Annotated in this window: 12 protein-coding genes; 10 read left to right on the top strand and 2 right to left on the bottom strand. The window is 46.5% G+C overall.

Annotated features, from left to right (window positions below; genetic code table 11):
* Positions 1 to 26 precede the first annotated feature (26 nt).
* The 8 genes from NC796_RS05680 to NC796_RS05645 all read left to right on the top strand — a co-directional run bounded on the left by NC796_RS05680 (position 27) and on the right by NC796_RS05645 (position 8319).
* On the top strand, positions 27 to 1553 hold the full coding sequence (locus NC796_RS05680; protein WP_310682886.1) for a DUF4157 domain-containing protein: 1527 nt from the start codon (positions 27 to 29) through the stop codon (positions 1551 to 1553).
* Between the two features lie 214 nt (positions 1554 to 1767).
* On the top strand, positions 1768 to 3603 hold the full coding sequence (locus NC796_RS05675; RefSeq protein ID WP_310682884.1) for a DUF4157 domain-containing protein: 1836 nt from the start codon (positions 1768 to 1770) through the stop codon (positions 3601 to 3603).
* Positions 3604 to 3682: 79 nt separating this feature from the next.
* A complete protein-coding gene (locus NC796_RS05670) occupies positions 3683 to 4150 on the top strand; it encodes a hypothetical protein (protein WP_310682882.1) in 468 nt (155 codons plus the stop codon).
* Between the two features lie 12 nt (positions 4151 to 4162).
* Entirely contained in the window at positions 4163 to 5107 is a 945-nt protein-coding gene (locus tag NC796_RS05665) for a M35 family metallo-endopeptidase (RefSeq protein WP_310682880.1), read from the top strand.
* A gap of 88 nt (positions 5108 to 5195) precedes the next feature.
* Positions 5196 to 5630, top strand: coding sequence for a hypothetical protein (locus tag NC796_RS05660; protein WP_310682878.1), 435 nt, complete (start codon positions 5196 to 5198; stop codon positions 5628 to 5630).
* A 7-nt stretch (positions 5631 to 5637) separates the two neighbouring features.
* Positions 5638 to 6138 carry a pentapeptide repeat-containing protein gene (locus tag NC796_RS05655; RefSeq protein ID WP_310682876.1) on the top strand — a complete coding sequence of 167 codons (501 nt, stop codon included), beginning with the start codon at positions 5638 to 5640 and terminating at the stop codon, positions 6136 to 6138.
* 210 nt (positions 6139 to 6348) lie between these two features.
* Entirely contained in the window at positions 6349 to 6522 is a 174-nt protein-coding gene (locus tag NC796_RS05650) for a hypothetical protein (RefSeq protein WP_310682874.1), read from the top strand.
* 840 nt (positions 6523 to 7362) lie between these two features.
* A complete protein-coding gene (locus NC796_RS05645) occupies positions 7363 to 8319 on the top strand; it encodes a peptidoglycan-binding domain-containing protein (RefSeq protein WP_310682873.1) in 957 nt (318 codons plus the stop codon).
* An 11-nt stretch (positions 8320 to 8330) separates the two neighbouring features.
* Here NC796_RS05645 and NC796_RS05640 read toward each other — a convergent pair whose 3' ends face one another.
* Both NC796_RS05640 and NC796_RS05635 read right to left on the bottom strand, forming a co-directional pair.
* Positions 8331 to 8921, bottom strand: coding sequence for a hypothetical protein (locus NC796_RS05640; protein WP_310682871.1), 591 nt, complete (start codon positions 8919 to 8921; stop codon positions 8331 to 8333).
* 10 nt (positions 8922 to 8931) lie between these two features.
* Entirely contained in the window at positions 8932 to 9849 is a 918-nt protein-coding gene (locus NC796_RS05635; RefSeq protein WP_310682869.1) for a hypothetical protein, read from the bottom strand.
* Between the two features lie 284 nt (positions 9850 to 10133).
* On the opposite strand from NC796_RS05635, the gene NC796_RS05630 reads away from it, so the two are divergent.
* Both NC796_RS05630 and NC796_RS05625 read left to right on the top strand, forming a co-directional pair.
* Positions 10134 to 10616 carry a MarR family transcriptional regulator gene (locus NC796_RS05630; protein ID WP_310682867.1) on the top strand — a complete coding sequence of 161 codons (483 nt, stop codon included), beginning with the start codon at positions 10134 to 10136 and terminating at the stop codon, positions 10614 to 10616.
* 305 nt (positions 10617 to 10921) lie between these two features.
* On the top strand, positions 10922 to 12094 hold the full coding sequence (locus NC796_RS05625; protein ID WP_310682866.1) for an efflux RND transporter periplasmic adaptor subunit: 1173 nt from the start codon (positions 10922 to 10924) through the stop codon (positions 12092 to 12094).

Here is a 12094-nt window from a genome sequence, read left to right as displayed (position 1 = left end):
ATACCAAAAAGAAAAACCTGAACATAATGGCCCCTTTATTCAAAATGTTGTCTAGTAATAGCAATCACACCAGCTCTCTGGGCGCGGACAACGGATCCTTGCTGCAACCGAGTCTAAAGGTCGGGGAACCCGGCGACAAGTACGAGCAGGAAGCCGACCGCGTGGCCGACAGCGTGATGCGGATGCCCAATCCACAACTTCTGCGCCAACCCATCGAAGAAGAGGAAGAAGAAATGGTGCAGATGCAAGCCATGGAAGAAGAACTACAAATGCAGCCTGTGGAAGAAGAGGAAGAAGAACAGTTACAGATGCAGCTGATGGAGGAGGAAGAGGAGTTGCAAATGAAATTTAACTCAGAGGCAGGTAACCAAGGAGCATCAGAGGTTTCAGGTGAAATCTCCCAAAAAATTAACTCCTCAAAAGGTTCAGGAACTCTTTTAGAGTCCAATATTCAGCAGGAGATGTCTGCCAAAATGGGAAGTGATTTCAGTGACGTGCAGGTGCACACTAATGGCAGGGCTGCAGAGTTGAATGAAAATTTGGGAGCACGGGCATTCACACATGGCAATGACATCTATTTCAACTATAATCAATACAATCCTAATTCTCATCAAGGCAAACACTTACTGGCTCACGAACTAACCCATGTTGAACAGCAGAAAGGGAAGAAGACAGATATTGCCGCGAAGGAGTTGCCGGGGGCGATCATTCAATTCAACCCTATGACGGATGACGAACGGGGGAATATGGTAGAAGAAATTTCAGACTTAATGGGGACTACCCATACCGAATATAATGTTGGGGCAACCCTGGCCGAACAGGCTATTGCCGCGGCCAATGCAGCAGATGCAAATGTCGCTAAAACTATTTTTTCAATGACGATGGCCCTCATCGTGCCCGGTTTTGGAGGTGTGGTGGCCGGTGGATTTGCACGATTTGGAATTAACCTTGCCGGCAGTACGGCCACCAACATTGGAAATGCGATAGGTGAGGCAGCAAAAAGTTTAGGTAATGAGGCTATCGATAGCGCATATGCCGGTACTCAGCCCACTAATTTTTTTGTAATCATCACGGAAGCTATGGAGAGGGCCGCCCGGCGAGAAATACGGTATCTCAGAGAAAATAAGACCAATCGTGATACAATTTCAGACCAAGAACTCAGGGATCTGCAACAGTATTGGGAAAGTTTAGCCAATAACAACAGAAATACCTGGAGCACTTGGTTCCAAGAACAATGGACTCGATATGAACAGCAGATTCTAGCCATCGGCGATCAATCTCCGGGAATCGTCCCCTTTGGTGCTACCATTGATATCCATCGGAATACTCCCGCTAATGTGCGGATGAATGACGGCAGCACGCGGCTTGCCTTGATAACGCATACTCAGGTCACCCATTCCCGTGGCATATTACATTGGTTATTGGACATTGAAAATACGAACACCACATTCAGGTTTGTTCGCTGGATTGATGAGGATCTAGCTGAACTGGCTAGGGCCCAAGTTTCTTCTGTTCCAACACTGGATGAAAGCCGAGTAACGGGAATGCCATAAAATCAGCCTGTGTCTTTTTCAGCAGATATCAGATTGGTAAAATCAAAAAAAGTGAAACAAGTGTAAAGTCGCGTCTCAAAATAGGTGAGCCCGGAGACCAGTACGAGCAGCAGGCAAAAAGTGTTGCCGATGCCTGTACCTGATATAGATGAAGTTAGAAGAGAAGCAAGGCAGTTACCAGCTCCTAGATAATCTTTTAATGGAGGTAATTTCGATGTTAAAGGCAAAGTCAAAACATATAATCCAACCGAAACTGAAGGTCGGAAACCCCCGCGACAAGTATGAGCAGGAAGCCAACCGCGTTGCTGATACCGTCATGCGCAAGCCAGACGGACAGGTCCAGCGGCAGACCCAAGACGAAGACGAGGAGATGGTGCAAATGCAATCCTCCGGGGAAGAGGAGGAACTACAAATGCAAGCCATGGATGATGAGGAAGAACAATTGCAGATGCAGCCGATGGAGGAGGAAGAAGAGCTGCAGATGAAATCAGCCAATCAGCAATCTGACGGGCAGGGCACATTTGCTCCTGAAGGAATCAGTCAACAGCTGCAATCCAGCCGAGGAGCTGGTGAGTCGCTGTCGCCCGGCTTGCAGCGAGAGATGACACAGAAAATGGGCTCGGATTTTAGCAATGTTGCTATCCATACAGATAGTAAAGCCGTGCAGATGAATGAGGAACTGGGAGCAAAAGCTTTTACCCACGGCAGCGACATTTATTTTAATCAAGGCCAGTATAATCCGGAATCTTCTAAGGGTAAACACCTGCTGGCACACGAGTTGACGCATGTTGTTCAGCAAAACGGAGCAGGAGAACGAGTGGCCAAGCAAGGACTGCTGACTCCAGCACAGGAGCAGGCGGCCATCAATTACAACAACCTGCGCTACGACCTGCGCTCAATCATGATCATCCAAAACATCGTGGGCAGCAACCAGGATGGCATTATGGGTCCGTTGACGGTAGAAGCAATCGCCACGTTCCAAAATACAAACGGTCTTACCGTTGATGGAAAAGTAGGCCCCAATACGCTGGAACAAATGTTCCAGAACCGGGTAGCCGCGACACTGCATGAGCACGCCATCCAGCTGGTCGTTGACTTCCATAACCTCGACCTCTCCGATACGCTCACCATCACGCATGACCCCTCACTGCTGTTAACATTGGCCACTACCACCTTTGAACCCGGTGGACTTCGCGTCATAAGACTGGGTCTGCTGTCATTCCTTTCCGCCGATTTTCTCAAGTCCGTAATTGAAACAGAGTTGGCCATTGCTGCACCGGCCGTTGCCCCCGGTGGACCCAGACCAACGCACCTGAATGCAGCCGAGGAACAGGCAGCCATTCGTTACAATCAGTCGAAATACACCACTGGAAAAGCGATCAGGGGGATGCAGGGACTGGTAGGTACGCCTGCGGATGGCATTTTTGGACAGGATACCGTAGAGCGAATTGCTGATTACCAGCACGGTCACGGCCTCACTGTGGATGGCATGACCGGTGAAGATACCCTTCGGCAAATGGTGGCCGATCTGGATGCGCGCATGCAACAGAATGTGGCCATCCACCTGATTATGGATTTCTATAATATGAGCACGTTCGACGCGCTGCTGGATATTAGCTATGATCACAACCTAACTACCTCAAACGCCAGCACCGGCGGTATCATACCCGGTCCTTCCACTGTGAGGATTGGCAGACCTGGTTTTAGCCGGGGTTTCGAAGCGCTTGTACACACCATTGCCCATGAGCTGGAGCATGTGCGGCAGCGAAAAGAAGGCATCCTAAATCGGAACGTACGTGAATTTTTGGGAGAAGCAATCGAAATCATCAGTGAGAATATGCCCGAAGAGAATGTTGCGGGATTCTTTAGCGATGCCAGAAGGGCGTTGAGACATTGGAACAGTATGCCGGTAGCTGAGCAACGCACCCACTGGGCACGCTTTGAAGAGGTTCGCAACCAGGTGCGGCGGCGGCATGGACTGGCGACGGCTGCCGAGCAAGCAACCCATCAGCCAACCCTAGATGCATATAACGCGATAGCAGAACCGTGATATGAGAAACTGGAAATGGGTGATGTTGCTATTAAATATCGCTCTAAACAATCACTGTAGTTCACCAAAGATGCAAAAAATGGACGATACAAAAACTCTGCTATTAACAATCCAATCGTTCCCAGACCAAGTGTCGTTGAAAAAACCGCTGGAAGTGGAGATCAGCCTGAAAAACAGCGGAGATGACAGAGTCTTGGTGAATACACGTATGGCTGTAGGTTATGAAGACAGCATTTCCCGAGAGTTGTACCTGGAGCTGGAACGCGTTGACCAACCGGAAAAGCTGGACTACATCGAATATGATATCAACCGAGATTTTTCCCCGTCTTCGGATTATCGATGGCTGCAGCCCGGAGAAACAATCACTACCAGCTTTGATTTACTCAATTACTACCATCTCACGCAACCTGGGACTTACCGACTTTCAGCATTTTACCAGGCTAATGAGGACCTGGCAGACACACCGGAAGATATTTATCCCTTTACAGTGAAAAGTGAACCGGTAGTTGTTGATATCGTTACTCACCAGGTTGAAAATTCTAATTAAACAACGTGCTAAATGAGCAGGTTCTTAACTTCAGATACCGCAGAGTCAAGCCCCTCCCGGGCACAGGAATTCGGTCAGCCAGAAGCAGGCAGGGAGAACCTGTTGCAAAACCAAAATATTGCAAATGGCGAGGCACAATTATATCGACCGGTTATCAATCCCCGCTTGCATGCTGGTCCTGCAGAAGCTTTGCAGATGCAACCCATCCAAGAGGAGGAAGGACTCCAGATGCAGTCTCTTGAGGAAGGAGAGGAGATGCAGATGCAGCCTCTGGATGGGGAAGACACGCTGCAGATGAAATGCAAGGAGTGCGAGGAAGAGGAACGACGGATGAAAGAGAGGGGGGCTCCTCAATTACAAATGAAACAGGGCGTAGGCGGAATAAGTGAACAAGTCCAAACACCGCAGATTCAACGCCAAACCGGTTCTGCACCCACCCCCACCAACCAGTTTGAGGATTGCAGCACAGCTCAGGAACAGCAGATTCAAAATGCATTTAACGATTCCCTGGGTCATGTAAACCGGGCTACAGCTGCGCTGGCCAACGCCTATACGACACATCCTACCCTTTCCAGTACAGTCTCCAGCGGCCTGAGCACTCATTTTCACACTACGGACAAAGATGACATTATGAAGATTTACCGACGGTTCCGGGACATACAGACTGCCATGCAACGAGGTATCAACTTTGAATGTGAAACCGATTGTGAACCTGATGTGGGCGGTTACGTGTGGCAGTTCCTATTCTGGAAGGTGGGAGATGTACATATTTGTTTTAACCTGTTTACGAGTTTAAGCACCCATATGCGTAAAGCAATTATTATCCACGAAATTGCTCACCGCCATGCCGGCGTAGATGACAAAGCCTACCAATGGCAGCCGGAATATTCTTCGTTAAGTGCCAAAGATGCCATGAATAATGCTGATAGCTACGCTCATTTTGCGTTACTTTTTTAATTAAAAAATGATCAACTACATTAAATTCTTAATAGTTGCTCTTATGTACGGTTTACTGGTCGGAACAATAACAAATGAAGAATGGAATATGCAGAGAGTAAAAGGACAGTGGTTTAAAGATCATCGTATTATTCAGGAACATGGGGAGATGCCCAAATGCTCTGTCGAAAGAGGAGAGAACCATGTGTTTAAATTAGATTTCCAATCGACCGGCTCTCCCTTCAGAACCGATACAAGGTCGCTGGAACTTTTGCTAGTCAGCTTATCTAAGCTGCCGGAAGCCGGTGATAAGCTGGAATTGCCAAGTGACCAGGTTGACATCTGTTTGTTGTCCGGAACCCAGGTGGTTACGTTTAAAGCCTATGAAGCCGAGGGATGGATTCGCCTTTCGAGTATTGGTAATCACAAACTTGAGGGGGAAATGAAGCTTTCCTTCAGCAATGAATTGAAGTACGAGGGCATTGACAAGCAAAAGCAGGTTGCAACAACATTTACTTTAAGAGAGAGCGAAACCTCAGATTAAACAGATCATGATTATTGAAACCAAAAAGAAACTGAAGTATATCAAAGACTGGAAGACCCGGTTCCCGGATTTACGGGATACATTCCTGGCCGGCACTGATTTTTCTGGCCATGATTTAGCGGGGGGCGATTTTAGCGGGGCTATACTTTCAGGGGCGACGTTTGAAGGAGCCAACCTGGTTAAAGCACGCTTCACCAACTGTATACTCACGGACTCCAATTTTACCAAAGCCAATTTAAAAAGGGCCGATTTCAGGGACGCCCACCTGGTTCGGGCCAATCTGCTGGAGAGCTGCCTGGTCGGCGCCGACTTTACGGGGGCGAACCTGGAATCCGTCAGCTACCCGTTCAATTGCAACGGTTTCCTGGGCGTGACCCACAGCATGGAAAACATCCGGGACTTTCTTACGCTTTTCCAGCTCCTGGACGGCCTGGACGAGGAACTGCTGGAAGTAATAAGACCCTGGTTTAACGAAAAACTGGATCTGCCGGATAAAAAAACAACGTAAGAGCACAAAACAGGCAGGACAGAGTACAGGGCTGTTGCCGGCGATATAAGAATGTTACGCCACTGGTTGAAGTCAGGAGATAAATACGGCTTGTTGCGAAAATACTTCGGAGATCTCTTTGTCAAGACTGTGAGTTTGTTCGAAAAATCCAAAGAGAAACTGTCAGGTCTTCTCAAGAACAAAGAGAGTGACCCCGGTGGAGATAGGGTCATGAAAAAGTTGATTTCTAAATCGATAACCCTGGCCAAGAAGTTTTTTGGTATTGCGATAGGCAGGATGGTGGATCATCTCAAATCTTCCGTATTCAATGCCGCCGGAAATCTGATGGAGCAATTTTTTGGTGAAGCAAACCTGAAAACTCTTCTTGAGGATAAAGTTGAATAACTACTGGATCAAATAGAAAAAGCCACGGGCATGGACATTTCCCAACTAGTGGCCAGAGTAGAGAGATACTTTGCCCCTCTCTTGGATAAACTGGCCAAAGTTAAACAATGGCTAAAAAGAATCGGGGATATTAAGAAATGGATTAACAGGGCAGTATGCGTTATCAACTGCTTAACACTCCCAGTATAACCAGTGCCGATGAGCTCGTAAAAAACATCAAGTCATCTTCTGAAAAGAAACCCGTGAGAAATTTGAGGCAGAGGTAGAACAATTAATGGATATGGAAAAAAGTGGAGGCAGGGAGGCTAAATAAATATTTCAGAATAACTGAGGAAAGTGGAAACACGCGACGCCTCTTTTTCAAAATTTGAACCAACAAACCGCAAAGCCCAATGCTAAAGGCAAAGCCATTGTCATTCACATAAATCAGAACGGCAAGTTAGCGTATTTTGCAACCGTTTCTATTGTAACATCAGGGGATAGATACTTTACTGTTGATATAATAGCCGCATCCAGCCCCTATGATCCTCAGGGTAACATTTTGGATGAACCCCTGCTTACAGGTCGTTACAGATTTGAGTGGGTTTAATTACATCATTTTTATTCCACCAAATTACAGTACGTGGATACTTATATACAAAGCCCCTTATGAAGTAATATCAATGGCTTAAGCTTCAAATACTATTATTTCGTGAATAGCCCGGGTATAGTTTTAAGTATTTCATCTTGCTTTGTGGGCTGCAGTTTTTGTTTTATAGCTCGATTTATAAGTTCCTATATGTTCGTTACATGAGGAACTGATATTTAATTATCAACCTAATCCAGTAACAACCAATTATTATGGCACTTTATCGAAGAGGATCGATGGGAGAAGAGGTGAAGCGAATACAGCGCCAGCTCCAGGAGCTAAATCACTACCTCGGGCCTATTGACGGGATTTATGGCGGTGGTACTGAAAGTGCCGTCAGGGCCTTCCAGCGTTCTGAAAATCTCACCGTTGATGGTCTCGTGGGACCTAATACCTGGGAGGAATTATTTGATGAAGAGGAGGTGTCACCGCCGGCGATACTTGAGGAACAGCTTTCCTATCGCAGCCTGGCGCTCACCGGATCGTTCGAAACCGGAAAGCCACCTCCCGACTGTTTTGCAGGAATTTCCGGCGATTTTGACGGGCAGAGCATCAGCTTTGGAGCCCTGCAATGGAATTTGGGACAGGGAAGCCTGCAACCCCTCCTGGAAAAAATGGATAATCAACACCCGGGCCTTGTGGAGGATATTTTTGCAGAGCGCTGTTCTGAGTTTCGGGAGATACTGGATGCACCGCAGGAGCAGCAGATGGCGTGGGGGCGGTCGGTACAGGACAAAAATCGTTATCTGCTTCGGGAACCCTGGCGCGGATTATTCAAGATGCTTGGTCGGTGCCAGGAGTTTCAGGATCTACAGGTGGAATCTGCCGATCGGCTCTACCATGAAGCAATCGAGCTTGCCCGGGATTATGAACTTGAATCCGAGCGGGCCGTAGCCCTTATGTTCGATATCAAAGTGCAGAATGGAAGCATATATCCCTACGTGAAAGAACAGATTATGCGTGATTTTGCAAACTTGCCGGATGATGCTGATGAGGAAGCCCGTCTGAGTATCGTGGCTAACCGACGTGCCGAAGCTTCCAATCCTCGCTGGGTTGAGGATGTACGCACGCGTAAACTTACGATCGCCCGCGGACGTGGAACGGTACATGGTATGCATTACGATCTTGCAGAAGATTACGGTATCCGGTTGGACGTCGACTTTGCCTGATCATTAGAAACTTAAAATATCTCACTAATAGGGTACACATACACCAGGTACAGGTAGAAAAAAGCCAGCGATATTACCAGAATAATAACACCAAGAACCGGAGAGGTAACTTTGATTCCCTTGGCGGATGCTTCGAATTCTGTTGCTGTACCGCCCGTCGGTCCGGCTCCTTCATCGGGACCCAGTTTAATCGATTTATAGAACTGTATACCGGAAAAAGCGATGCCGGAAAAAACAAGTATTAGTACGGACCAAAAAATCAGCTTGGTTGAAAACAGTTGCCAGGCAAATACATTCTTTCGGTGGGCAAATCCCGAAACCCGGTATTCATAGTAGGCGTACATTGCGTTTTGATACATCGCCAGGGTCGAATCATCGAGCATCTGTTGCTGGGCCAGCGTCGGTGGCATGATCACAGAATCGGGCACCATCTGTGATTGCTGTCCCATCTCTTGCTGCATTTCCTGGAGTATGCCATTTACCCTGCTTTGATCAGCACCGTTGGTTGTAGTGTCAACCTGTGCCGTAACCGGGAGCGCGATGAACAGGGTAAGGACCATAAGTTGAAAGAAAATCCCCGAAAACATGTTTATAAATTTCATGGGCAGTCTATTAATCAGATGGATTGGTGTCGTACTGCGAAAGTTTAAGAAGGAATGTATATCGCATATTTACCTGTTCGTAGATCGTATCACTGTTTTTCTCTTCGAACTGCCTGTAATTTTTAAATGATTCTTCATCTTGCAGCTGGAATTGTATCCGATCCAGCAGTCGATTCCCATGGTACTCTATCCAGGCATTCAGGCTGGAGAGCCACTCTTGGTTAACCTCGGTATTTGAAGTAGCTACGAATCCAGGAGGCGAAGCTTTTTGTACTTCTATGGCTAACATCTGCATAAATGTGGTATCTCCCGTAGCGGGATTAATCCGGTAGGTGATATTATTGGGCGTAACTCCTTCAATGGACCCTTCAGAATAATGAGTTTCTATGGTCCCATCCGGTTTGACAACTCGTTTTACTACTTCTGCATCCTCAGGTATCTCATAAAATCCAGTAAAAGAGGTGTCAGGTTCCGCTTCCTGAGGTTGAACCTGCAAAATTTTTGGATTTATCTTTTGTGGGTTCATAAATATATAAGGTTTCGAGCTGGAAAAGGTGAGATCGACCGGCACAAAAAACTCGAATAGTAATCGATTTTGATTTGGACTCACTACTCTCACACGCAATTGATCTATGGTTACATTTCCGGACGTGATTGTAAAATTGGCACGAGCTCTGCCACTTCCGCGGTATACGGGAGAACCGCTGGCCGCATAGTTGGAAGTCAGTCGGCCTGAAGTTACAGGACGTATAAAAATTCTGGCACCCTCACTGTTTGGTAGAGAATATTCATAAGTAATAGTAACCTGCTCATCAAACTCTAAGGTAGAGGGAGGGGAAGGTGAAATATCGGTGATTGAGATCGACTGTGCACCCGCCCATTGGAGGGTGATCAGCAACAGTGCCGTACTGAGGATTGAGCTTTTCATAGTGTTTCTCCCATCAGTTGAAGCCAGTTGTAAAAATATTAATGCTAAACCATTAAATTTCAAATGGTTATCTGAAACTGCCGTTAAAATACATGATTTGTAGAAATTGACTGAATAACACTACCGAACTTTACTACCGAATATTTCGATACAAATAATTGGGAATAGGAATCAGTTGAGCACCGTTATTGTTGTACTAATTACTAAAAAAGTAGTGATTCAGCATTTGGTTCATTGAAAAATAGTTCAATATTAATTAGTATCTTGTTTAAAATTATAGGCTTATGGGTGAATTTATACAAAATGACGATTCGGTGAAGACCGAGCGGGAAGCCGTTCATAACTTAATGGAAGCGGCTTGTTCTATTCGGCATGACCTGGATTCCATCTCATCAGATTATGGTCTCAGCAGGTCCCAGGTGGGTGTTTTATATATTTTAAAAGAGGCGTATCCTGAAGGATGCTCAAGAGGGGAGATCATTGACGGGCTCGTTGAAACGGCCCCGGATGTAACGCGGCTGGTCGATCGGCTGGAAGAGGAGGGCTTGGTTGAGCGCTACCGTTGTAAGGAGGACGCACGTGTTTCCATTGCCAAAATAACGGAGAAGGGTATTGACGTTTTTGAAAATGCGAGGGGGACATACCTGGATTACTTGAGAAACATGAGCAAGATACTAACCAAAAGTGAATGTGAGACCCTATCAAAACTCTGCAAAAAAATAAAATCAAACCTATCTAAATGTAATCCACTTGAGCGGACCGCCTGACATTGGGCACTGTAAATTTCTTACTACTAGATTTGTTAGCTTAAATACCGGTTTTTTTGTGTAGTTAGAACTGTATCCCACCTGTTATATCTCTTTATCAATCACTTCTATAGAAAATATCTATATAGATATGTGTTGCAACAAATATTGTTACAACATACATTGTTCCAACACATAATTGGGTGATAACAATTACATCCCAAAAGAAATAGTTCTGCCAAGCTATCTGGATTAGGAAAACAAATGACGGCAGGAGATTTAAATTATTAATCCCAAAGGAGTTCTTAAGCAGAGAACATCACGCTATGAATAATTCAACAATCCCCCACGCAAGTAGAATTTCTAACCTTTTAACAGTAGTAATTTTTGCCTTTATAAGTGCTTGCAACAGCTCGGAGGGGCAGCAGGCCCCACTCTCGGCGCCCACTGTGACAGTAAGTGCTCCAATTGAGGAAGAAATTGCTCAGTATGATGAATTCACCGGAAGATTTCGGGCTATAGAACGCGTTGAGATCCGCGCACGGGTCGACGGCTACCTCCAGGAAATAAAATTCAGGGATGGCCAACTGGTTGAGAAAGGCGAGGTCCTTTTTGTCATTGACCAGCGTCCCTACAAAATTGCACTGGAGCAGGCCCATGCCGAGCTGGAAAGTGCCCAGACGCGCTTGGAACTCAGCAAAAAGGAGTTGCAAAGAGCCAAAAACCTGAGAAAAAGCGGTGCAGTTTCCCAAGAGCTGATCGACCGTCGCAACCAGGAATTTTTGTCGGCCAAAGCTGCGGTGAATTCAGCACAAGCGGCAGTCCACTCAGCGGAATTGAACCTGGATTTTACTGAAGTCAAGGGCCCCATTTCCGGCAAGATAAGTGAAAATTTTGTTAGCGTCGGAAACTTGGTAAGTGGTGGTCTTTCCTCGGCAACCCTCTTAACGCGCATAGTTTCACTTGATCCCATCTATTTTACGTTTGAAGCCAGTGAGAGCAAGCTGATATCATATCTCAAAAATGGCTCGTTCCGTTCCGGAATCCGTGAGGGAGCACCACAAACGGTAGCAGCCAGGCTGCTGGGCGAAGATGATTTTGATCACAAAGGAAGACTGGATTTTGTTGACAACGAAATCAATCAGAGCACCGGCACAATGTTGGTACGGGCCGTTTTCCCGAACGAGGATCTGTTGCTGACCCCGGGTATGTTCGCTAAAGCAAAGTTTTCAGCAACCGGCAGGCATCGCGAGCTGCTGGTCCCAGACAAAGCGATCGGTAGCGACCAATCACAACGATATGTGCTGGTAGTAGATGATAGCAGTCAAGTGGGCCGGAAGTTTGTCGAGACCGGTAAACTGCATAACGATCTCCGGATTATTGAGGGAGGACTCAGCAAAACAGATCGCGTTGTGATAAGCGGGCTGGGTAAAGTCAGGCCGGGCCAAAAAGTAAATGTAAATCAAGGTGGAATCGCATTAGCAGCAGAGGATAATTAA

This window comes from Aliifodinibius sp. S!AR15-10, from assembly GCF_031569985.1.
Taxonomy (GTDB): Bacteria; Bacteroidota; Rhodothermia; order Balneolales; family Balneolaceae; genus JAMQKA01.
This window is presented reverse-complemented; position numbering and strand designations above follow the sequence as displayed.

Coding starts and splice junctions, on each gene's coding strand:
- NC796_RS05680 (WP_310682886.1), top strand. CDS start 27: ATGGCCCCTTTATTCAAAATGTTGTCTAGTAATAGCAATCACACCAGC.
- NC796_RS05675 (WP_310682884.1), top strand. CDS start 1,768: ATGTTAAAGGCAAAGTCAAAACATATAATCCAACCGAAACTGAAGGTC.
- NC796_RS05670 (WP_310682882.1), top strand. CDS start 3,683: ATGGACGATACAAAAACTCTGCTATTAACAATCCAATCGTTCCCAGAC.
- NC796_RS05665 (WP_310682880.1), top strand. CDS start 4,163: ATGAGCAGGTTCTTAACTTCAGATACCGCAGAGTCAAGCCCCTCCCGG.
- NC796_RS05660 (WP_310682878.1), top strand. CDS start 5,196: ATGCAGAGAGTAAAAGGACAGTGGTTTAAAGATCATCGTATTATTCAG.
- NC796_RS05655 (WP_310682876.1), top strand. CDS start 5,638: ATGATTATTGAAACCAAAAAGAAACTGAAGTATATCAAAGACTGGAAG.
- NC796_RS05650 (WP_310682874.1), top strand. CDS start 6,349: ATGAAAAAGTTGATTTCTAAATCGATAACCCTGGCCAAGAAGTTTTTT.
- NC796_RS05645 (WP_310682873.1), top strand. CDS start 7,363: ATGGCACTTTATCGAAGAGGATCGATGGGAGAAGAGGTGAAGCGAATA.
- NC796_RS05640 (WP_310682871.1), bottom strand. CDS start 8,921: ATGAAATTTATAAACATGTTTTCGGGGATTTTCTTTCAACTTATGGTC.
- NC796_RS05635 (WP_310682869.1), bottom strand. CDS start 9,849: ATGAAAAGCTCAATCCTCAGTACGGCACTGTTGCTGATCACCCTCCAA.
- NC796_RS05630 (WP_310682867.1), top strand. CDS start 10,134: ATGGGTGAATTTATACAAAATGACGATTCGGTGAAGACCGAGCGGGAA.
- NC796_RS05625 (WP_310682866.1), top strand. CDS start 10,922: ATGAATAATTCAACAATCCCCCACGCAAGTAGAATTTCTAACCTTTTA.